Here is a 21,788-nt window from a genome sequence, read left to right on the forward strand (position 1 = left end):
CAGCGGAAATTTGCGAAAATCGCAAGGTTCTAAAGGGCAATTACGCCGTCCTCGATGGCGCGGCAAAGCCGGTGGACGGCATCCGCCAGCTTTTCATCGATGATGTGCAGGTACTCCGTCCAGTCGTCCACATGGTTCACATCCACCTTGCCATCGGAAATGCCGCGCAGACTGACGAGCGGTACGCCGAAGCGCTGGCAGGCTCTTAAAACCGCGAAGGTTTCCATTTCCACCATATCGGCGTCGATCAGCCCATAGGCCTCACCCGAAACGACATTGGCGCCCGTGGAAAGCCGCGCCCCGGCAATTTCAGGTATTCGAAAAGGCAAGGCCACTTCGGCGGGCAGATCGAGCAGCGGCGTGCAGCCCTTTTCGAAACCGAAGGCGGAGGCGTCCATGTCGCGGTAGGAAACCGAAATCGCCTGATAGATGCCGGTTTGCTCCAGCGTCCGCGAACCGGCGGAACCGAGCGAAACGACGAGGTCCGGCAGGTGATCGGCCGCATCGAGACCGGCAAGAACGGCCGTGACGGCGATCGCCGCCTCGACGGGGCCGATACCGGTCATCAGCGGCGCAATGCGTGCCTGAAGATGGGGACCGTATTCGGGGGAAGCGGCCATCACGAAGAGGACGGATTTATCCGCAACATGCAAAAGCCGGTAGCTCATCCGGTAATATCCTCGCGACCCTTCACCACCATCATCGTGCCCGTCATGGAGGCAATCAGCTTCGCCGGTCCGTCGGACAGCGCATAGGCGCGGCCATCGGCGACGATCAGGTTGTTCCCTGGCTTGATGATCTCGCCGCGAAACAGGAACCGCTCGCCGCGTCCCGGCGACATGAGGTTGACCTTGAACTCGATGGTCAGCAGCGAGGCTTCCGGCTCGATGATCGTATAAGCGGCATAGGTGCAGGCCGTATCCAGACCGGCGGCGATGACGCCCGCATGCAATATGCCGTGCTGCTGCGTCAGCTTTTCATGAAAAGGAAGCTCGATTTCCACCAGCCGGTGTTCGATACGGCTGATCTCGGCGTTAATCGCCTGCACCACGCCCTGCCGCGCAAAGCTTCTTTCTATCCGCTGACGAAAATCGCCGGGATCCGTGATCTCCATTGCCTACCTGCCTGCTTCTGCCTCATCGCAAACTGACATGGCGCGTGGCGGCAGGCAAGGCAAGGGCGGTGCGGGGATTTAGTTCAACATGCCGATGCTTGCATTTAGCACCGTGGCAAAGGCGACCCATACGGCATAGGGCACGAAAAGCCACATGGATATGCGGTCACGGCGGTAGGTGAGCGCCATAAAGGCGACGATGCAGATCAGCATCGGAACGATGATGACGAGCGCCCCCGCCGGGCTTTGCATTCCGAAAAAAATCGGAGACCACAGGAAGTTCAGCACCATCTGCGTGAACCACAGCCGCATGCGCGTTCCCATCGGCTTGCGGATCCATGTCCGTGCGCCGGCAATGCCGATCAGCACGTAAAGCGCGGTCCAGACGGGCCCGAAAATCCAGTTGGGCGGATTGAAGAAAGGCTTCTGCAGCGATTGATACCATTCGCCGGGCACATTGTTGACGCCGATCAGCGCCCCCACGGCAACAACAGCAACCACAAAAACGACATAGACGGCAAAATTTCTCATGATCCGTCCAATGCGCCGGCCGTGCTTTTGTTCCCCTGTCTTTTCAGTATTTTAGCTGGACAGACGCACGATGTGCTGATCCCACGCCACGTCGCTGCGCCGGGTCTCGAAAAATCCGTCATAGGAAGAAACCGCAATGCCTCTCGCGGCGGGCGCGACGCCTGCCGCTTCCCGCACCGTCGTCTCGGAAACGACGCGCCCGGTTTTCGCATCCAGCGTCACGGCGGCGTTGCCGTTGGGCGATGTCAGGCCCACCAGCCCGTCGCGCCGGTTGACGGCGATGGCCCCGACATAATTGGCAAGGCGCACCGTCGTTTCTTCCGGCAGATCGACGAAAGTGAGAGCCTCGCCCCTGGAGAAATGGCCGACAAGAGGCGGGAGATCGTTGCGCGGTCCCTCATATTGGCAGGCGAACCAGATACGCCCGTCATCGCCGAGGTCGACATGGCGGGTGGAAAGCTGCCGCAGATGCGCCGGCATGGCGTGTTTCTGGATCACTTGCCCGGTCGCCGCATCCAGAAGCACGAGGGACGGCTGCATATTGTCGATATTGAGCTTGGTTCGGCCGAAATCCGGATGGGTTTCGATGCCGCCATTGGCGATCACGATCAGCCGCCCGTCATCGCTCACCGTCATGTCATGCGTGCCGATGCCATGCGCATCATATTCGCCGATGCGGGCAAAGCCGTTGCGGGCGTCATAGAGCCCGATAACGCCGCGATTGCCGTCGAAGTCGTTTTCGCTGGCATAGAGGATTGCGCCGTCAGGAGAGAATTGCCCGTGGCCGTAGAAGTGGCGGTTTTCCGGCGTATGCATCACGATCGGTGCGCCGCGTCGCGCGGGGTCGAAGGCCATGAAGAAGGTGCCGGGCCGGCGCGCAAAGGCCACGGTCATGCCGGTCGTGTGGCTCGTCGCCATTCCATGGGCGCGGGCAGGAAGCGCGACGCGGTCGATGATCTCGCCGCGCTCGCTCACCGTCGCAATGCCGTAGGACCCGTCACGGGCGCGGAAGGCGGAGGCAAAGACCGCGTCCGTCCGCTCCAACGCATAAAGTGAACGGGGAGCCAGCGCGGCGAGGAAGGGAGCTCCCGCCGCTTTGATGAAGCTGCGCCGATCTATCAGCATCCGTTTGGTGCCGGAGATCATCGGCTCAGTCCCCATCGGCGAAGGAGAAGCCGGAGCTGAGGCCAATGGCGCCGCCATATTGATCGTTCAAGCGGTAGATCAGGTCTTTGCCATTGAGCAGCAGATAATCCACCTTGGCGCGCTGATCGTCCTGATCCAGCGCCTTTTGCACATCCGTATCGATTGTCCCGGCAACGCGGATCATCGATTTGGCGATGAAATCGATGGAGTTGACGATGGAGCGTTGATCGGGCGGTACGAGTTCGACCATATCCGCCGTGTGCAGCAGGGTCTGAACCGCCTTGATATTGGTGGAAATGCCCTGCCATGTCAGGCCGGAGCGCCAATAAATGGCGGTGCGGGGAAATCTTGCCTTGTCCGGTCCCTTGTAGAAGGTTTCGATCCGCTGATCGCGAATGGCTTCGGAGCCATGGACGAGAATGCCGAGCAGGGCGACCAGCGCCTCGCGCTCGTCACGAAAGACGGGGTTGTCCGCTCCGGGCTGGGTCCAGTTTTTCTGCGCGCCGTCAGGCGCATTCCAGCTGTCGGAAAGTTCCGTCGCCACATTGGCGATATTACCGGCGATGGCCGCACCGTAACGGCAGCGGAAATCACCCTTCCTGTCGAGCAACTCTTCCGCTCCGGTTCCGTAAAGCACGAACTCAAGAGCGCCGAGCCCCTGCGCCGCAACGCTCTTGCCGCTCAGGCCATCCGCACTCGTGACGCTTTCATCCTTTTCGGCGAGATAACGCTGCACCTGTTTCAGCCCGAGACCCTTCTTGTCGGGATAATAAAGCACGCGTTCGAAACGGTTCTTCTCGATGACAGGGCCGACACGCACGATCTCGATGGTCGACCAGCGTGACACCGTATCGACAAAGGCAGCCTTGGCCGCCGCTGCGGTCGTTTCGGAGGGAGCGGTGCAGAAAGATTTCATGCGGCCTTCCAGCGTCTCCGCCGACCGCCGGAAGCGATCATAGCCGGGACGGATGAAGCCGTTCACCGCCTTTTCCATCACGCCTCGCACCTCAACCGGGTCGAGCGGCGGTGGCGGCATCAGTTCCACATCCTGTGCCCTTGCCGGCGGCGTGGTCAGAAGCAGCAGCACGGACATGACGCCGGAAATTTTTCGCATGGCATTTTTCATCAAAGGGACTCCAGAAAGGCCAGCAAAGCCTGCCGGTCGGATTTTTGCAAGGCGGCAAAGGCGTCGCGCGCTTTTTGCCCTTCGCCGCCGTGCCACAATATCGCTTCCGTCAGGCTGCGCGCCCGCCCGTCATGCAGGTAAAAACCGTTGCCATTGACCTTTTGCGTCAGGCCTATGCCCCAAAGCGGCTGGGTTCGCCACTGTCGGCCGTTTGCTTCGCCCACCTGCTGGTCATCGGCAAGTCCTTCGCCCATGTCATGCAGCAGAAAATCGGAATAGGGCCAGATCAGCTGGAAAGAATGCATTGGGTCGGCGGCGTCGCGGCGTGTGACGAATTTCGGGGTGTGGCAGGCCGTACAGCCGGAGGCGTAGAAAAGCTGCTTTCCCTGCAGGACCGTCGAATCATCGACGTTGCGGCGGCGCGGCACTGCGAGGTTTTCGGTGTAGAAAGTCACGAGATCGAGAACCGGATCGGGCGCCTCCACCGGCCCGAGCCTCAGCTGCACACCGGTCGGCATGGCAAGACAGTTCTTCTGGACGTCCGTGCAGTCGCCATAGGCATTCGGCGCATCCGGTGTGGAAATGCCGATATCGTGGGAGAAGGCGCTGGCGCTCTGGTCTCGCACGCTCGCATTTTGCGCTTTCCAGCCAAACCGCCCGAGTTTCACCTCGCCGGTGCGATGGTCTTTGACCCATGCGGGACGCCCGGTAATGCCGTCGCCATTGTTGTCGTCCGGGTCGGCCTGGGCCAAAATATCGGCCTCGGCAATGGCCTCGATCAGGCCAAGACCGAGGGTGGGCATGGCAATGCGCGCCGAAAGCGTCGTGTCGGCACCGAGCGGACCATATTGCAGGTTCGCCACGGCATAGCCGGGCTTGCGCAGCATCACCACCTCACCATCCGCCAGCTGAAGCGGCTCTTCCGTATAGGTGATGACCGGCTTGCCTTCGGCGGCGAGGCCGGGAATGGCTAGGTTCTGAAGCTGCCGGCCATAGGTCTCATCGGGAAAATTTAAGGTCTGGTGGCTGGCAATGGCCTGTCGTTCGGCTTCATCACGGGCCGGTCGCGCCAGCCGCAGAAACAGCGAGACGGCGTCTTCTCCGGCAAGAGGCGGTCGACCCCTGCCATCCTTCACATGGCAGGTCTGGCAGGATCGAGCGTTAAACAGCGGCCCGAGCCCGTCGGAGGCCTGTGCGGAGGAAGGAGAGGAGACCCAGAGCTTCTGGAACAGCGCATTGCCGAGCTTGAAATCCTGTTTCCCTTCGAGCGACATGGTGGCGGAAGGATGCGAAAACGCGCCGCTGTCGGCCTTGCTGGTGCTGGTCGTCGCTCCGCCGGACATGGCCTCGAAAGGTTCCGGCCGGGTAAAATCTGCCGTTGGCGCAGTCACGGCCAGCACGCGGCTTCGATCTTTCTCCGTCAGGTCGTTGCGCAGCGGTTCGGCAAGCGCCATTGACGCCACAAGGCAGGCTGCCCCGGCGAAGAAGAATGGCTTGCGGATCGGCGGCAGCAAAAATCGCATGACAATAAGGGCGGGTGAAAAGTAACGGGCCGCAGCGACCTGCGACCCGTTTTACCGCTTACTTGAAGACGGCGTTCGGATTGTCGAGGCTGTCGGAGCCTTCAAGCTCGATCTTGCCGAGATCGAGCGCCGCGATGACGCGTTCGACAGTCTTCGTCTGGTCGAGAAGGCCGTCGATGGCCGTCTGAACCACGGCGTTGCCTTCCTTGTTGCCTTCGCCAATCATCTGGTCATAGGCCTCAACCGTCTGAGCGCGCTTTTCCATCGCGTGCATGGCGTCGAGCGTCTTGTTCAGCTTCGCCAGCATCTCGTCGTTCAGCGCCTTGTCCTTGGTGCCGACCAGTTCCGACAGCGAGGCGCCCGTCATCTTCGTTCCGTCCACGCGGGTATAATCGCCGGTATAGGCCGAGGCGATGCCGATCGCGTCGTAAAGATGCGAATTGTAGGTGTTGTCGGAGAAGCAATCGTGCTCCTCTTCCGGATCGTGCAGCAGAAGGCCGAGCTTCATGCGCTCACCCGCCAGCTCGCCATAGGAAAGCGAACCCATGCCGGTGAGAATGGCGGTCAGGCCCGCTTTCGGATCGGCTTCCACCGTTTTCGTGGCTTCGCCTTCCGGCGCCCAGGCATCCACCATCTCCTGAAGATCCTTGATCAGCAGGGTCGAGGCGGATTTCAGGTAATCGGCCCGGCGGTCGCAATTACCGTTCGTGCATTTCGCCTTGTCGTAATCGGTATAGGGGCGGTTACCCGCGCCCGGTCCGGTGCCGTTCAGATCCTGGCCCCAGAGCAGGAATTCGATGGCGTGGTAACCGGTCGTCACATTGGCTTCGACATCGCCCGCCTCGTGCAGACTTTCGATCAGCTCGGGGGTGATCTTGGAGGCGTCGACCTCTTCACCGCTGATCTTGATCTTCGGATTGGCGATAATGTTGGCAACGTAAAGCTCGTTCTCGTCGCTTTCCGTGCCATAAGAACCGTCGACATAGTCGATCAGGCCTTCATCCAGCGGCCAGGCATTCACCTTGCCTTCCCAATCGTCGACGATCGGGTTGCCGAAACGATAGACTTCCGACTGCTGATAGGGAACGCGGGCCTTGATCCATGCTTCCCGGGCGGCCTTCAGGGTTTCTTCGCTTGGCGTTGCGATCAGCGCATCGATGGTCTTGTCCAGCGCCTTCGCCGTGGTCAGCGAATCCTCATATTTCGCATGCGCGACATCGGCATAATGCTTGACGACGGCGGCCGCGTCTGTAGCGGCCCGGGCGGGAAGCGCGGTGAAAGCCGCAGATGCGGCAAGGAGCGCAAACGAAGCGCTGAGAATGGTTTTGCGGATCATGATCCCTCTCCTTCGGCAGGCGTGAAATGACTTCGCGCCGCGGCAAGCGAGTTCTGACCCAATCACAAACTTGTGTCAAACATTCTAGTTTAGAATGCTTTGAAACAAGACCTGGTGTTGTTTTCCAAGTAAAATCAGTGCTTGCAAAGACGGTGTTATGCTTTGCGTTTCATCAAGCAGAAGAAGAAGCCATCCGTATCTGTGGTTGCAGGCGTTAGCGTCACTGTCTTGCCGTCGGAAGAATGCGGTTTATTCGCGTTGCCGCCGAAAGTCGTCTGCCAGCGTTCCAGTGCGGAGCCGATGGAAAATTCCGGGTTTTCCGCGCAGAAACGCCTTACCTGCTGTTCGTTTTCTTCGGGAAGCACGGAACAGGTGACATAAAGCAGCTCTCCGCCCGGGCGTACGAACCCCTTGGCCTGTGAGAGTGCCTCGGCCTGCTGCTGCACGCGCTCTTCCAGATTGCGGGCCGTCAGCCGCCATTTGGTGTCGGGCCGACGACGCCATGTCCCGGTGCCGGTGCAGGGCGCGTCCACCAGAACGCGGTCGAATTTTTCCTGGAACGGCGTCAGGCCGGAGGCGCGGTCGTGTACCTGCACATTACGCGTGCCGGCCCGCTTCAGCCGCTCGATGATCGGCGCAAGGCGCTTGCGGTCGGCGTCAAAGGCGTGGACCTGGCCCTTATTGTTCATGCTGGCCGCCATGGCCAGCGTCTTGCCGCCGCCGCCGGCGCAATAATCGAGTATCTGTTCGCCCTCATGCGCGCCGGCAAGATCGGCAACGATCTGCGATCCCTCGTCCTGCACTTCGAACCAGCCCTTCTGGAAGGACAGTTCGGCGGTGACGTTCGGCAGGCGGGAAAGGCCTTCGCCGGCGGGGATGCGCACGCCCTGTCGGGCGATATGCGTGGCTTCCGCGCCGCTTTCCTCCAGAGCCTTCAGCACCTTGTCACGCGTCGCTTTCAAGGTGTTGGCACGCAGATCAAGCGTGGGCCGCTCGTTCAGGGCCTGCGCCTCGGCGAGCCAGCGCTCGCCAAAGGCGGTTTCGAAGGAGGATTGCACCCATTCGGGTATGTCGCCCTGAATATGGGCCGGTGCATTGCTGAGGGAACGGGACAGAAAGGCCTGCTGCCTTTGTTCATCCGGTGCGGCGGGGGCGAATTTGTCGCCGTCGAATTCCGCCGAAAGGTCCGAAAAGCTCTTGCCCCATTGGCGCAGCAGCACGGCATAACCAAGCGAGGCAGCGCTGTCGTCATCCATCAGCCAGGCGTGCGACAGTTTCATGCGCAGCGCGTCATAGACGATGTTGCCGATTGCAGCCCTGTCGCCGGAGCCGGCGAAACGATGGGCAAGGCCCCAATCTTTCAGAGCATCGGCGACGGGACGCCTGCGTCCCTCAATATCCGCCAATACTTCGATTGCTCCGGCCAAACGCCCGCCTAAACGCATTGTCTACCTCGCTCTTGTGCTAAGCCCGGTTGGTAGACGCGAATGGCGGCGAGGGCAAGGCTCAATCGGCCTTGACGACCTCGTAGCAGACCTTGGCGGTGCCGGAGTTGATCATGCCGATGTTCTTGGCGGCTGCCTTGGAAAGATCGAGAACGCGGCCCTTGATGAACGGCCCACGGTCATTGATGCGCACCACAACGGCCTTGCCATTGCGCGCATTGGTCACCTTGACCTTGGTGCCGAACCGCAGCGAGCGGTGGGCGGCGGTCAGGTTGGCGGCGTTCATGCGCTCGCCCGAAGCAGTCTTGGAGGTCAACGCATACCACGATGCGCCTCCACAACCATTTGCCGCATTCGCCTGAAGAGGCGCAATGATGGAACAGGCGGCGATAGTTGCAGCGGTGAAAGTTATACGACGGATATTCAACAAACTGTGCTTCCCTGAAAATCGGCCCCGCGCCGATTGATTGTGCCCTTGCTAAACGGCCATGAACTGGCCTGAACGCCTTTTGATGCGAGATTGTAGGGCGAGGGAAAAATGGCGAAAAAAAGCTGACCTCAAATCACGAACTGTTACAGTCTGTAATATTCGTGATCGTTAGCCGGAAAGCTGTCGTCAAGGCTTCCTGGCCAAAAGCTGGAAAAAATAACGCAGAATCAATGGATAACGGAAATGCTGTTGCGGGTCACAGCTTCGTGAATCCAGTTCACGAAATGTGAGTGAAATATTTTTCTAATGACTACGATTTTAGTGATTTTTGGATGGTTAATAAAATCCTAATTGGCTGAAATAAGACGAAAACCATCCGCAAAAGCGGGATTGGAAGGATTTTTCATCGCTTTTCAGGGTGGGATTTTTCAGCTTCGCCAGAGGCCGTTTTCCCACAATTGTCTCAGGGACAACCTGTACTCCGGAAAGCGGAAATCGAAGCCGAGATTGCGTATTCTGGCGTTGGAAACGCGCTTGTTCTCACCATAAAAAGAGCGCGCCATCGGCGTCAGATCGGCGGTCTCAAAGGCCTGCTCGGGTGGCGGTTCCACCCCCATCAGCGCTGCTGCAAAACTCACCACATCCTGTGGCGGGCAGGGCTCGTCGTCGGTCACGTTGAAGATGCCGCGTTCGTTTTTCCGTGCCAGAAAGGCAAGTGCGGCACCGATATCCTCGACCCGGATGCGATTGAACACCTGGTCTTTCTTGACCAGCCGCCGCGCCGTTCCCTTCTCGAAATTCATGAAGGCATTGCGTCCTGGACCATAAATTCCGGAAAGGCGCAGGATGGCAAGCGGCACATCCGCCTTTTCCGCTGCCGCAGTCCAGGTGGTTTCCGCAGCCACCCGTTCCACGGATCGCGCGGAGACCGGGCGGCAGGGCGTTGTCTCGTCCACCCAGGCGCCGCCATGGTCGCCATAAACGCCAACGGTGGAAAGATAAGCGACCCATTTCAGATTGGGCATGAGCTTTTTCAGATCGCCGTGCAGAAGCGCAAGAAGCGGATCGCCATCCTTGCCCGGCGCGACGGATTGTACGAGATGCGTGATGTTGCCCATTGCGGCGACGAGTTCGTCATTGAGATGAACGCCGTCAAAGAGCAACGGCGTCATGCCTGCGGCGGTGAGGTTTGGAAACTTTTCCTGGCTGCGTGTGGTGCCGGAAACGCTTGCTGCTTCGGTTCTCAGCGCGTTAGCGATGGCTTTCCCCGAATATCCCGCGCCGAAAATGATCACATGCATGCGTCACGCCTCTGCCAGTTGCCATTCCATTTCCGCCTCCGGATCAGGCTCCGGCGCGCGACCGGCAGAGTATGTACGGAATTCGTCCCTGTCCATAAGCCGTGACAAAGCCCATGCGGCCATGCCGCGCACTTCGGGCGAAGGGTCGGTTTCGGCAAGCGCCTTGCATCGTTCCACGAATTGCCGGTCGGCCGAGTTGCCCGCCGCGATCAGCACATTGCGGATGAAGCGATTGCGGCCGATGCGCTTGACGGGTGAGCCGCTGAAGAAACTGCGAAAGGCGGCGTCATCGAGCGTGAGCAGGAAGGCGATGGAAGGTTCCTTCAGATCCTCGCGCGCCTGCAATTTCATCTCGGAGGCGCTGGCCGCGAATTTGTTCCATGGACAGGCGGCAAGACAGTCGTCGCAGCCATAGATGCGATTGCCGATCATCGGCCGGAATTCGTGCGGGATCGGCCCCTTGTGCTCGATGGTGAGATAGGAGATGCAGCGGCGCGCATCCAATTGATAGGGCGCGGGGAAAGCGGTCGTCGGACAGGCATCGAGACAGGCGCGGCAGGAGCCGCAATGGTCCCTCTCAGCCTCGTCAAGACAGAGTTCGGCCGTGGTGAACATGCTACCGAGAAACAGCCACGAACCATGGGTGCGGCTGACGAGATTGGTATGCTTGCCCTGCCAGCCGAGACCGGCGGCGGCGGCAAGCGGTTTTTCCATTACGGGTGCGGTATCGACAAAGACTTTCACATCCTCGGCGGCGCGCGCGGCAAAACGGGTAGCGATTTCTTTCAGCCGCCCCTTGATGACGTCGTGATAATCGCGATTGCGGGCATAGACCGAAATGGCCGCCTTGTCGGGTTTGGAAAGCAGGCCGCGTGGGTCTTCCTCGGGACCGTAGTTCAGCCCGAACATGACGATGGAGCGCACGTCTCCCCAGAGCGTTTTCGGCTCTGCCCGGCGGGCCTCGGTTTCTTCCATCCACGCCATCGTACCGTGATAGCCGTTGTCGAGAAACTGTCTCAGCCGTTCGGGTGCGAGCGGAATGCTGTCCGGCGCGGTGATGCGACACAGATCGAAGCCAAGCGAAAGCGCTTCCTGACGAACGAAGTCCGTCAGTTTACGCGCGCGTATTCGCTGCTTTTCGCTCGCGACGTCGATGGTCGTCTCTCCTGCGGGTTATTCTGCGGCATATATAATGCATGTCGCCCGAAAGTGTGCAGCGGTTTCGGGACAACGACATGCTTTAGATAAAACCGCAGGCCACAGCAAATAACCGAGAGGCCAGACCTCAGAAGTCCAGATCGGCGTAGTGGGAAGAAGGGGCAAGGCGCGGAATGCGTTCGCTGAGGAACGGCCGGAAGGAAGGACGGGATTTCACCCGCTGATACCATTCCTTGGCAATCGGCGCTTCGAGCCAGTTGATCTCACCGAGATAGTCCAGCACCGAGACCGCGGCAGCAGCGGCAAGATCGGCATAGCTCAACCGGTCGCCGGCAAGCCAGGTGCGTGAGCCAGCCAGCCATTCCAGATATTTGATGTGCTGGCGAATGTTGTTGCGAGCCGTGCGCAGCAGCTTGGAATCCGGCGGTCCGCCACCCTGCGCCGCCGTCATCTGCAATTTATAGACCCTTTCCCGCACCAGCGGCCGGGTCACGTCGTTTTCCATCTTCTGCAGAAACCATTCCGTCAGCCGGCGGATTTCCGCACGCTGAAACGGGTCTTCGGCAAGAAGCCGACGGTCGCGCTTCAGAACCCCATGCGTTTCGTCAAGAAATTCCGCAAGCACATAGGGCCCGCTCAGCGAGCGCATATTGTCGTCCAGATAGACCGGCAGGGTGCCGGCCGGATTGAGCGCCAGAAACTCCCGCCGTCTTTCCCACGGCTGCTCCTCCACGAGATCGGTCTGGAACCCGTATTCCGCGAGGATCAGACGAACGAACCGGGATGCGGTCGACATCGGAGAGTGATAGAGAGTTGGCATCGGTACTCAATTTTTACGATTGGTTGTCATGATCGGCATTTGCCGAAAAACTTTTTCAGTTTCGCTTCATCAAGACGCTATAAGAGCTTGGCTACTTTAAAACAAGTTTAACGCAATTGCCTTCCATTGCCACTTTCCCCCTGAAAAGAAGGATACCTCATGGGTGACCAATCGATCATCAGCGCGCTTCTGCTGGGCATTATCGAGGGTCTGACGGAGTTCATTCCCGTCTCCTCAACGGCGCACGTGCTGCTGGCCGGGCATTTCCTCGGCTTTAAATCACCCGGCAACACCTTTGCCGTTCTTATTCAGCTTGGTGCGATCCTTGCGATCCTTCTTGTTTATTTTCAAAAGCTTGTGTCGATTGCGCTCGCTCTGCCGACAAGCGCGAAAGCGCGCCGCTTCGTGCTGGCCGTCGCTCTCGCTTTCCTGCCGGCGGCGATAATCGGCGCTTTGGCGCATGACTTCATCAAGACCGTGCTGTTTGAAACGCCGATGCTCATCTGCGTGGTGCTGATCATCGGCGGCGTTATTCTGCTCGGCGTCGACCGCATGCCGCTGAAGCCGAAATATACCGACATCATGGATTATCCGCCGTCGCTTGCCTTCAAGATCGGCCTCTTCCAATGCCTTGCGATGATTCCCGGCACGTCGCGGTCCGGCGCCACAATCGTCGGGTCGTTGCTGATGGGAACGGACAAGCGCTCCGCCGCCGAATTTTCGTTCTTCCTGGCGATGCCGACCATGCTCGGTGCTTTCACGCTCGATCTTTACAAGAACCGCGATGCGCTGAGCTTCGATGACGGTGCGCTGATCGCCGTCGGTTTTATCGCCGCTTTCGTCTCCGGCCTCTTCGTTGTTCGCTCCCTGCTGGATTTCGTGTCACGGCGGGGCTTTGCACCCTTCGCCTGGTGGCGCATCGCCATCGGTTCGCTGGGACTGGTGGCACTTCTGGTTCTGGGTTGAACCCGGGACGGGAATAATCTCCGTTCGCGACGAACGAACAGAAAAAGAAAAAGCGCCCCGGAGAACCGGCGGCGCTTTTTCTTTGAAACTTTTAAAGGCCGATCAGTTGGTGCTGATCGAAGCCGTTGCGCAGGGGTCGACGCCATAGGCGGGAGCGCAACCGCTCTTGCCTGCTGCAACCGTTCCCGGCGCCATGAAAGAACCCGCCAGAACCACCAAAGCCGCACACGCAAAAAAGAGTGCGATAGATCTGCCCATTTTATGATTGCCTTTCAGACGTTCGTTCGCGCGGATCATGCCGCCGTGTGTGAATTGAGTGGTCGGGATATGTTTGGAATGTGGCGAATATCAATAAAGCAGCTTGTTGAATACCGGGTTAATACGAAGTCTTTTCCACAGTTGCGCTTGTGCCACGCTTGCCTGTGGAGGCCGGACCACCGTTAACTTTTACCCGGCTTTGCAAAACAGCCCTGGTTCATTCAACACCTCCCCTGCAGTTGGGGGGGAAATGCACGAATAGCGGTTTGGTTGCGATTGAATTGCGCAAAAACAAAAAGCGGGAATGGCTCCCGCTTTGTTTGTGTTCGATGAGGCTGAAGGTGGGCTTCAGGCCGCTTTTCCGGCATTGGAGAACTGGCCGTGCGGGCGGTATTGCACCATGTAGGAAGGCAGAATGGACGCGACGCGAACGGGGGTGATGCCAATGCCTTCCAGTGTCAGGCCGTTCTTTTCGGCGTCAGTGGAAACGACATTGTCCTTTTTCAGCATGGTCACCTGATCGGGCGTCAGCGGCGGCGCAATCAGCGGCACCATTGAAGCGATCTTACCAATCATCGACGCGACGCCGAAGGGCAGGTTGACGAAGGGACGCTCCCGGTAGGTCGCGGCAAGAACCGCCTCGAGACAGTCACGGAATGTCATGACATCCTGACCGCCGAGTTCATAGATCGCGCCGGGTTTCAGCTTGCCATCGACGCCAAGGGCGACGGCTTCCGCGACATCCTCGACATAGACCGGCTGGAACCTGGTTTTGCCGCCACCGATCAGCGGCAGGAACGGCATGCTGCGGGCCATCTTTGCGAACTTGTTGAAGAAATCGTCTTCCGGTCCAAAAATGATCGACGGGCGCAGGATCACGGCGCCAGGCAGAATGGAATGGATGGCGGCCTCGGCGCGGCCCTTGGTGCGGCCATAACCGGTCGGCGAACCGGCATCCGAGCCGATGGCGGAGATATGCGTCAGCGTGGCGCCGGCATCGCGAGCCGCCTCGGCAATGGCTTTCGCACCGAATTCCTGTACGGCGTCAAAGGTGTTGCGGCCGCTTTCGGTCAGGATACCGACGCAATTGACCACATGGTCGGCGTCTTCCACGGCTTTGACGATGGAATCGCGATAACGCAGGTTCGCCTGGGCGAAGGAAATCTGGCCGACATTGCCGAGCGGCTGCAGGAAACCGGCGAGATCCGGGCGGCGCACGGCGACGCGGATGCGGTAACCGCGCTTCGCAAGTATCCGCACGACATGCCGCCCGACAAAACCCGAACCGCCGAAAACGGTGACGAGGGGTGGAAGGTTGGCCAAGGTCATGGGAGGCTCCTCAGAAGCTGTCGATAAAGCGTTTTTCAGTCTCTTAGCCCAAAGCCGCGCGCGCGTGAAGAGATGTTGTCGCGCGGCTGGAAGACGGTTTACGAAATGCGGTTGACGGACGTCAAATTCCTTCGACGATCATCATCTCCGCATCCGCGACTTCCTGACGGATTTTGGCCGCGGCCTGATATTCTGGAGAATTATAGCAGTCAATGGCGTGCTGCACCGACGGGAACTCGATGACGACGTTGCGCGCACGCGCCTTGCCCTCCAGCTCGATCAGCGCGCCGCCACGGGCCAAGAAATTGGCGCTGAACCGCTCGAAAGCGGGCTTAGCCGTCGTGACATAGTCCTTGTAACGCTCACTATCGCGCACATCGACGCGGGCGATCCAATATCCCTTTGCCATTTCATCTCCTCCGATTGTCGTTACTGATTGGCCGGAAAGCTGGCGCGCAGCATATCGTCAAGAATGGCGCGGGCCGCCGCTTTCGGGTCTTCCGCCCTGACGATCGGGCGGGCGACCACCAGATGGCTCGATCCGGCCTTGATGGCGTCGTAGGGCGTCATCACCCGCTTCTGATCGCCGAGATCCGCGCCGGCCGGGCGAATGCCGGGGGTGACGACGGCAAGGTCCGGACCGAGGATTTCGCGCACGGCGGTCGATTCTTCCGCCGAACAAACGATGCCGCCCATGCCCGCCTCGCGTGCCTGCTCCGCCCGGCGCAGCACCAGCGAACGGGCGTCAGAGGCATAACCCGCCTCGGCGAGATCGAGGTCGTCCATCGAGGTCAGCACGGTGACGCCCAGCAGGCAGAGACCGGAGCCTTCGGCGGCCTTGACGGCAGCGCGCATCGCTTTGGGATAGGCATGCAGCGTCAGCATCGACATGCCCATGCGGGCGATGTTTTCGACACCGGAGGCGACGGTGTTGTCGATATCGAGGAGCTTCATGTCGAGAAAGACCTTCTTGCCGCTCTGGACAAGGTCGCGCGCAAATTCGAGACCGCCGGCAAAGACCAGCTGATAACCGATCTTGTAGAACAGAACCTCGTCGCCGATCTTCGACACGATGTCTTCGGCTTGCTGCACAGTCGGAACATCCAGCCCGACGATGAGTTTTTCGCGCGCGGTCATTGTCTTATCCCTGCCATGTTTCCATTGCCGTCCAGTCGCATGTGGGGGACGCGGCTGCAAGTGAAAAGTCGGCGATGGAGAAGCGAAAGAGATTGCCGCCGCCGGGCGGCTGGTCCTTGCTGCGGCTGATGCCGCGGCCTTCGATATGGCATTTCAAAAGCGTACCCACGCCACCATGGCCAACAAAGGCAATCGGCTGCTGCGGGTCGTGCCGGTCGAGAACGGCTTTGACCGCCCTGACGATCCGCGCCTGCGCGTCGATTGCACGCTCCCAGCCGTGAAAGCTTTCCTCGGGATGGGCGAAGAACCAGTCCGCCGCCTTTTCGAATTCCGGCGGCGGTAGGAAGCCGGTGGCGGACCGGTCGTTTTCATGCATTGCCTCGACGATGTCCATTTCCGCCCCGGAGGTTTCAGCCAGGATGCGGGCGGTTTCGATCGCCTTGGTCTCGGCGCTGGAAACGATGCGGCGCAATGACCGTGCCCAGGGCAGGCGGCTTGCCTCGCGCGTCCGCTCGGCACCCTTGTCCGAAAGCCCCCATTCGGGAACGGGAACAGCCGGATCGATCTTGACCTGGGGGTGGGTGATATAGAGCGCATGCATGGGGTTCGGTCCTCAAGGGCGATGGAAAGGGTAAATCGACACCCTAACCATTCGTCACGACCGGGAAATGACGGGTTCCGGCACTCTGTCGAAGATCAGGCCCGCGTATAGGTCCACAATTGCGCCGGCGGAATATTGCGCACGATGAAATCGAAATGGCGGATATGGTAGAGATGCGGCTGCGCGACGATGGGGGAAATCGGACCGTAGGATATCTGCACGACGGGGCGGCCATGGGGCACGCGCTTCAGCAATTCGTCGAGAAGCTTGATACGGGCGGCCATGGGGAAATTCAGCATCGGCACGGCGGAAACGACGCTGTCGAACATCTGGCCCTTGTGTTCGCCAAGCGTCGCATCGAGATCGAAGGCGTCGCCATTGACGAAGTTGACGCCCGGATAGCTCCTGAGCAGCTGATTGTAGAAATCGGTCGAATATTCGATGGCGGTCAGGTTCTCCGGCTTGATGCCGCGCGCCAGAATGGCCTTGGTGATAACGCCCGTGCCCGGGCCGAGTTCGAGAACCGGCAGGCCGGAATGGGGATTGATGACACTGGCCATTTTTTTGGCCGTGATGGACGATGTCGGCACAATGGCCCCGACTTTTTTCGGCTGGCTGACCATGCCCTTGAAAAAGCGGATTTCTTCTTCAAATTTCTGTTCAAGCCGTTGCTTCAGGTTAAGTGCCATAGTTCCCTCAGATGCTTTTGGTCATTGTCAAAAAACTGTTACGCAATGTTGATCCCATTTGGCGCAAAAACAAGGCAAAATGTCGTAACTGGAAAAATTCGCTTACGGTTTGAAATACACCGTCACCGAATCAAAAAAAGCCGGTGAAGCGTTCCACCGGCTTTTTTAATGAAACCTGCAAAAAAGTCCCGTTTCAAACGCGCATCGGCATTAGAACATAAAGCGCATCGTCGCCGGCGGTGTCGCGAACGAGCGTCGGCGAGCCGGCGTCGGCCAAAAGGAAAATTGCGTCGTCGCCGGAAAGCTGCGAGGTGATGTCGAGGAGATATTTGGCGTTGAAGCCAATTTCCATCGAATCATTGTCGTAACCGACAGCCACTTCTTCCGTCGCACTTCCCGAATCCGGGTTGTTGACGGTCAGCGTCAGCTGGCCGTTGGTGAGCGCGAGCTTCACGGCGCGGCCGCGCTCGGAAGAAATGGTCGAGACGCGGTCGACAGCCTGCGCGAAGGTCTGGCAATCGACGCGCATTTCCTTGTCGTTGCCGGTCGGGATCACGCGCTGGTAATCCGGGAATGTACCGTCGATCAGCTTCGAGGTCAGGACGACCGAACCGATGGTCAGGCGGATTTTCGCATCCGAGACTTCGACGGTGACTTCCAGCTCAGGGTTGTCCATCAGCTTCTGCAACTCGCCGACGGTCTTGCGCGGAATGATGATGCCCGGCATGCCTTCGGAACCGGAAGGCGCATCCACATCGGCGCGCGCCAGGCGGTGACCATCGGTCGCGACGGCGCGCAGCTTCAGGTCGCCATTGCTTTCGATGGTATGGAAGAAAATGCCGTTCAGGTAATAACGCGTTTCTTCGGTCGAGATCGCAAATTGCGTCCGGTCGATCAGCATCTTCAGATCGGTCGCCTTCAGTTTGAAGGTGTGGCTGAAGGTGCCGGCCGTGAGGTCTGGGAAGTCCCCTTCCGGCAGGCATTGCAGCGAGAATTTCGAACGGCCGGAGGCAACCGTCATCGAGGAGCCGTCCGGATTGGTGGCCAGAAGCACTTCGGAACCGTCCGGCAGCTTGCGCACGATTTCATAAAGCAGATGCGCCGGCACGGTGGTGGCGCCTGCCTGCTCCACCATGGCCGGTGTCGCTTCGGTGATTTCGAGATCGAGGTCGGTCGCCTTCATGTCCAGATTGGCGCCGGATGCGCGCAGCAGGACGTTGGACAGGATCGGGATCGTGTTGCGACGCTCGACGACCCGGTGGACGTGGTTCAGCGATTTCAGAAGGTTCGACCGCTCAAGAGTAATACGCATGGACGCTACCGCTTTCAACCGTTGCGAACCGGCCACCGCCGGATCGGCAAGAAGAGTCTTTACCGGCCAGAAAGCCGGATAATGTGGACGGGCAAAATGGCAGAGTTATTGCAGGAAATGCAAGAGCCGAGTGCATCTGCCGCGGGTCATTTTGCTGCTATACAGCATGATCCACAGGCTGGGGGCGTCCGTGGACCTTGTTCGCCGGTTTTCTATTGCCCATAAAGAGAGGAAACCAGAGCGACCGGCCGCGAATAATCGGCCAGAATGATTGGAAGCCGTGTGACGGAAGAAATATCGAACAGCGACTTGAGAGATGCAACAAAGAGCTTCAGGATCGGCACGGCCACCATTCCGGCGCGGCCGCTGGAGCCTGCGCTTTATCTCGTGGCCACGCCCATCGGCAATCTCGGCGATATCACCATCCGCGCGCTGGAAACGCTGGCCTCGGCCGATGTTCTCGCCTGCGAGGATACGCGCGTCACCCGCATCCTGCTCGAACGTTACGGCATCCGCACCCGTCCGCTCGCATATCATGAGCACAATGCAAACGAAGCGGGGCCGAAGCTCATTGCGGCGCTTGAGGCGGGAAAATCCGTGGCGCTGGTCTCGGATGCCGGAACGCCGCTCGTTTCCGATCCCGGTTACCGCCTCGGCCAGCTCGCGCTCGAGGCCGGGCATCGTGTCGTGCCGGTGCCGGGGGCATCCGCGCCGCTCGCCGCCCTCGTGGGTTCGGGAATGCCGAGCGATGCTTTCCTGTTTGCGGGCTTCCTGCCGGTGAAGGATCGCGGCAAGCGCGACCGTTTTGCCGAACTCGCAAAAATCCCGGCCACTTTGATCTTCTTTGAATCGCCGCATCGCATCGGCGCTTCCGTCAAGGTCGCGTCCGAAGTGCTCGGCCACGACCGCCGCGCCGTGGTCTGCCGCGAACTGACCAAGACCTTCGAGGAGTTCCGGCGCGGCACGCTGGGCGAGCTTGCGGATTATTACGGTGGCGACCGCGTGGTGAAGGGTGAGATCGTGCTTCTGGTGGAGCCGCCCTCTTATGACGAGATTCCCGATATCGAGGATGTCGAGAAGCTGCTGAAGGACCTCGTCGCCACCATGCCCGCCGCCAAGGCGGCAGGCGAAGCCGCCAAGCTGACGGGCCTGCCGCGCAAGGAGCTTTATCAAAGGCTGCTGGATATGAAGGAAACGGATGGCCGCTGACGGGCGAAGCAATAAAAGGCGCAAGGCCGAGCGTCGCGGCCATGCCGCGGAATATTGGGCGGCACTTTATCTGCTGCTGAAGGGATATCGCATCCTCGCCATTCGTTATCGCACCCGGCTGGGGGAAATCGATCTCATCGCCCGCAAGAAGGACCTCGTCGCCATCGTCGAGGTCAAGGCGCGAACGTCCGGCGAAGGTGCCGTGGATGCCGTCGGTTTCCATTCGCAGCAACGCATTCGGGCGGCGGCCGATCTGTGGCTCGCCCGTCGCAAGGATGCTGCGCGGTTTTCGCTGCGTTTCGATATCATCGCCGTTTTGCCGCGACGCCTGCCGCAGCATTTTATCGACGCCTTTTAAGGGGAGGGAAACATGTCCACCGAGCGGGAAAAAATGGCCGCGGGCGAATGGTACAGCTGCATGGATGCCGAGCTGGATATATTGCGCTGGCGGGCACGAGGGGCCGTCCACCAGCACAATACGATGCCGCCGGATGAGCGCGGGGCAATGGCCCCCTTGCTACGGGCTCTGTTCGCTTCTGTGGGTGAAGGGGCATTTATCGAAGCGCCGTTTCACTGCGCTTACGGCTTCAACATCACGCTTGGCAAAAATGTTTATCTCAATGCCGGCTGCACCATTCTCGATTCCGCGAAAGTTACGATAGGCGATGGCGCGATGCTCGGGCCTGCGGTGCAAATCTATTGTGCGGAACACCATCTGGACCCGGTGCCGCGTGCGCAAGGCATTGAAATCGCAAAGCCGGTCACGATCGGCCGTGATGTCTGGATCGGCGGCGGAGCGATCATTCTGGCTGGCATCACCATTGGTGACGGAGCGATTGTCGGCGCCGGTTCGGTGGTGACGCGCAATGTGCCGCCGGGCGTGACGGTGGTCGGAAATCCGGCTCGGCCCATAAAGCGCATGACGGACTGAGATTTTCGTCAGTCGCTGTAATAAATCTGACATGGAACTGTCAAAGAGGCGTCATGGAACGTCTCTATTCGCATCCTCATCCCAATAAATGGTGGAGAGGATTTAGTAATGTTGAAGAAGTTTTCCATGGCCGCAGTGGCCGTCAGCATTTCGGCGACGTCTTCCATGGCTGCTACCAACATCACCTGGTGGCACGGCATGGGCGGCCGCAATGGCGAAGTCATCAACGAAGTCGCCCAGAAGTTCAACGAAGCCCAGAAAGAATGCGCTCTGACGCCGGTTTCCAAGGGCTCCTACGAAGAAGCCCTGGCCAGCGGCATCGCTGCTTTCCGCTCTGGCGAACAGCCGAACATCCTCCAGGTTTTCGATGCTGGCGCCGCGACCATCATCAACGCCAAGGGCGCTGTCATTCCCGCCGAAGATCTCATCAACAAGGCCGGTTACAAGTTCGACCGCGACGCCTTCATCAACGGCGTGCGTTATTTCTACGCTGCCGCTGACGGCAAGTTCGTCGGCATGCCGTTCAACTCCTCCGCTCCCATCATGTACGTCAACGACGAAGCCCTGAAGAAGGCCGGCGTTGAAGCCCCGAAGACCTGGGAAGAGTTCGAGCAGGTTGCGCCGAAGCTGAAGGAAGCCGGCTACATTCCGCTCGTTCAGTCGCAGCTCACCTGGCAGTTCACGGAGAACTTCTTCTCCCGCAACAACATCCAGTTCGCAACCAACAATAACGGCTATGACAGCGTCACCGACACCAAGCTCAAGGTCACCGACCCGAACCTCGTCATGATGTTCGACAAGCTGAAGGACTGGAAGGACAAGGGCCTGTTCGCCTATTACGGCGCCGGCTGGAACGACAACCAGAAGCCGTTCGAAGAAGGCAAGGTCGCGTTCTGGATCGGTTCTTCGGGCTCCTTCGGCGGCCTGCAGAAGACGGCGACCATGCCGTTCTCGGCAACCTTCCTTCCTTACTGGGGCTCCATCAAGGGTGCTGGCACCAACTCCTTCATCGGCGGCGCGGCGCTCTTTGCAATGTCGGGCAAGTCTGAAGCCGAAAACAAGTGCGTGGCCGACTTCTTCCAGTTCCTGACCTCGCCCGAAATCCAGGTCTTCTACCACAAGGCAACCGGTTACGTCGCCATCACCAAGGCCGCTTACGAAAAGGCCAAGGCTGAAGGCTTCTACAAGGAAAAGCCGGTCGCGGAAGTCGGTATCCAGCAGCTCTCGCTGCCGGGCGGCGAATGGTCCAAGGGTTACCGCCTCGGCTTCTACCCGCAGATCCGCGCCGTCATGGAGCGCGAATATAACCGCATCTTCTCCGGCGAAGTGACCCCGAAGGCCGCTTTCGACATCATCGAGAAGGAAGGTAACGACCTGCTCGCCCGTTTCGCCAAGACGGCCGGCTGATCGTCTGTTTCGAAACAAA

Annotated in this window: 22 protein-coding genes and 2 pseudogenes; 6 read left to right on the top strand and 18 right to left on the bottom strand. The window is 59.5% G+C overall.

Features of this window, described 5'->3' with window-relative positions; genetic code table 11:
* Positions 1-29 precede the first annotated feature (29 nt).
* The 12 genes from F3H58_RS15745 to F3H58_RS15800 form a co-directional block, all read right to left on the bottom strand.
* Positions 30-668: a 5'-methylthioadenosine/S-adenosylhomocysteine nucleosidase gene (locus F3H58_RS15745; protein ID WP_149742834.1), complete on the bottom strand. Its 639-nt coding sequence runs from the start codon at positions 666-668 to the stop codon at positions 30-32.
* Positions 665-1,114, bottom strand: a complete 450-nt coding sequence (locus F3H58_RS15750; RefSeq protein ID WP_003520131.1) for a PaaI family thioesterase — start codon at positions 1,112-1,114, stop codon at positions 665-667. The genes F3H58_RS15745 and F3H58_RS15750 overlap by 4 nt, the downstream gene beginning before the upstream one ends.
* A 78-nt stretch (positions 1,115-1,192) precedes the next feature.
* Positions 1,193-1,645 (bottom strand): TspO/MBR family protein, encoded by a 453-nt coding sequence (locus tag F3H58_RS15755; protein WP_149742835.1) that lies wholly within the window; start codon positions 1,643-1,645, stop codon positions 1,193-1,195.
* Positions 1,646-1,696: 51 nt separating this feature from the next.
* The gene (locus F3H58_RS15760) at positions 1,697-2,791 is read right to left on the bottom strand and encodes a DUF1513 domain-containing protein (RefSeq protein ID WP_149742836.1); all 1,095 of its coding nucleotides are present in this window, start codon (positions 2,789-2,791) and stop codon (positions 1,697-1,699) included.
* A gap of 4 nt (positions 2,792-2,795) precedes the next feature.
* Positions 2,796-3,917: an imelysin family protein gene (locus F3H58_RS15765; protein ID WP_149742837.1), complete on the bottom strand. Its 1,122-nt coding sequence runs from the start codon at positions 3,915-3,917 to the stop codon at positions 2,796-2,798.
* Positions 3,917-5,440: a di-heme oxidoreductase family protein gene (locus F3H58_RS15770; protein WP_149742838.1), complete on the bottom strand. Its 1,524-nt coding sequence runs from the start codon at positions 5,438-5,440 to the stop codon at positions 3,917-3,919. Before F3H58_RS15770 ends, F3H58_RS15765 begins: the two co-directional genes overlap by 1 nt.
* Before the next feature lie 58 nt (positions 5,441-5,498).
* Positions 5,499-6,776, bottom strand: a complete 1,278-nt coding sequence (locus F3H58_RS15775; RefSeq protein WP_149742839.1) for an imelysin family protein — start codon at positions 6,774-6,776, stop codon at positions 5,499-5,501.
* Positions 6,777-6,931: 155 nt separating this feature from the next.
* Positions 6,932-8,221, bottom strand: coding sequence for an RsmB/NOP family class I SAM-dependent RNA methyltransferase (locus F3H58_RS15780; protein ID WP_149742840.1), 1,290 nt, complete (start codon positions 8,219-8,221; stop codon positions 6,932-6,934).
* Positions 8,222-8,282: 61 nt separating this feature from the next.
* On the bottom strand, positions 8,283-8,651 hold the full coding sequence (locus F3H58_RS15785) for a septal ring lytic transglycosylase RlpA family protein (RefSeq protein ID WP_059759243.1): 369 nt from the start codon (positions 8,649-8,651) through the stop codon (positions 8,283-8,285).
* A gap of 428 nt (positions 8,652-9,079) precedes the next feature.
* Positions 9,080-9,952 (bottom strand): SDR family oxidoreductase, encoded by an 873-nt coding sequence (locus F3H58_RS15790; protein WP_149742841.1) that lies wholly within the window; start codon positions 9,950-9,952, stop codon positions 9,080-9,082.
* Positions 9,953-9,955: 3 nt separating this feature from the next.
* On the bottom strand, positions 9,956-11,107 hold the full coding sequence (gene queG / locus F3H58_RS15795; RefSeq protein ID WP_149742842.1) for a tRNA epoxyqueuosine(34) reductase QueG: 1,152 nt from the start codon (positions 11,105-11,107) through the stop codon (positions 9,956-9,958).
* Between the two features lie 130 nt (positions 11,108-11,237).
* Complete coding sequence (locus F3H58_RS15800) at positions 11,238-11,930, bottom strand: glutathione S-transferase family protein (RefSeq protein ID WP_003520121.1); 693 nt, start codon at positions 11,928-11,930, stop codon at positions 11,238-11,240.
* Between the two features lie 159 nt (positions 11,931-12,089).
* On the opposite strand from F3H58_RS15800, the gene F3H58_RS15805 reads away from it, so the two are divergent.
* Positions 12,090-12,896 (top strand): undecaprenyl-diphosphate phosphatase, encoded by an 807-nt coding sequence (locus F3H58_RS15805; RefSeq protein WP_065654605.1) that lies wholly within the window; start codon positions 12,090-12,092, stop codon positions 12,894-12,896.
* A 606-nt stretch (positions 12,897-13,502) separates the two neighbouring features.
* Here F3H58_RS15805 and F3H58_RS15820 read toward each other — a convergent pair.
* From F3H58_RS15820 to dnaN, 6 genes are all read right to left on the bottom strand, one after another.
* Positions 13,503-14,483 (bottom strand): complex I NDUFA9 subunit family protein, encoded by a 981-nt coding sequence (locus tag F3H58_RS15820; RefSeq protein WP_149742843.1) that lies wholly within the window; start codon positions 14,481-14,483, stop codon positions 13,503-13,505.
* 121 nt (positions 14,484-14,604) lie between these two features.
* Positions 14,605-14,892, bottom strand: a complete 288-nt coding sequence (locus F3H58_RS15825) for a DUF1330 domain-containing protein (protein WP_149742844.1) — start codon at positions 14,890-14,892, stop codon at positions 14,605-14,607.
* Between the two features lie 20 nt (positions 14,893-14,912).
* The gene (pyrF, locus tag F3H58_RS15830) at positions 14,913-15,620 is read right to left on the bottom strand and encodes an orotidine-5'-phosphate decarboxylase (protein ID WP_149742845.1); all 708 of its coding nucleotides are present in this window, start codon (positions 15,618-15,620) and stop codon (positions 14,913-14,915) included.
* A 4-nt stretch (positions 15,621-15,624) separates the two neighbouring features.
* Entirely contained in the window at positions 15,625-16,221 is a 597-nt protein-coding gene (locus F3H58_RS15835) for a histidine phosphatase family protein (protein WP_149742846.1), read from the bottom strand.
* Positions 16,222-16,316: 95 nt separating this feature from the next.
* On the bottom strand, positions 16,317-16,910 hold the full coding sequence (gene pmtA / locus F3H58_RS15840) for a phospholipid N-methyltransferase PmtA (RefSeq protein ID WP_003520115.1): 594 nt from the start codon (positions 16,908-16,910) through the stop codon (positions 16,317-16,319).
* A 193-nt stretch (positions 16,911-17,103) separates the two neighbouring features.
* Complete coding sequence (gene dnaN, locus F3H58_RS15845; RefSeq protein WP_065654600.1) at positions 17,104-18,222, bottom strand: DNA polymerase III subunit beta; 1,119 nt, start codon at positions 18,220-18,222, stop codon at positions 17,104-17,106.
* A gap of 267 nt (positions 18,223-18,489) precedes the next feature.
* On the opposite strand from dnaN, the gene rsmI reads away from it, so the two are divergent.
* The 5 genes and pseudogenes from rsmI (at position 18,490) to F3H58_RS15865 (ending at position 21,769) form a co-directional block, all read left to right on the top strand.
* Positions 18,490-19,431, top strand: a complete 942-nt coding sequence (gene rsmI, locus F3H58_RS15850; protein ID WP_065654599.1) for a 16S rRNA (cytidine(1402)-2'-O)-methyltransferase — start codon at positions 18,490-18,492, stop codon at positions 19,429-19,431.
* Positions 19,421-19,789 carry a YraN family protein gene (locus F3H58_RS15855; RefSeq protein WP_003520112.1) on the top strand — a complete coding sequence of 123 codons (369 nt, stop codon included), beginning with the start codon at positions 19,421-19,423 and terminating at the stop codon, positions 19,787-19,789. Before rsmI ends, F3H58_RS15855 begins: the two co-directional genes overlap by 11 nt.
* A gap of 33 nt (positions 19,790-19,822) precedes the next feature.
* Positions 19,823-19,963: pseudogene (locus F3H58_RS27805) on the top strand (maltose acetyltransferase domain-containing protein); the annotation flags it as partial.
* A 222-nt stretch (positions 19,964-20,185) separates the two neighbouring features.
* A pseudogene (locus tag F3H58_RS27810) lies at positions 20,186-20,350 on the top strand (DapH/DapD/GlmU-related protein); the annotation flags it as partial.
* Positions 20,351-20,470: 120 nt separating this feature from the next.
* Entirely contained in the window at positions 20,471-21,769 is a 1,299-nt protein-coding gene (locus tag F3H58_RS15865) for an extracellular solute-binding protein (protein WP_149742848.1), read from the top strand.
* Positions 21,770-21,788 lie beyond the last annotated feature (19 nt).

The organism is Rhizobium sp. NFACC06-2 (assembly GCF_900101425.1).
Lineage (GTDB): Bacteria > Pseudomonadota > Alphaproteobacteria > Rhizobiales > Rhizobiaceae > Agrobacterium > Agrobacterium leguminum.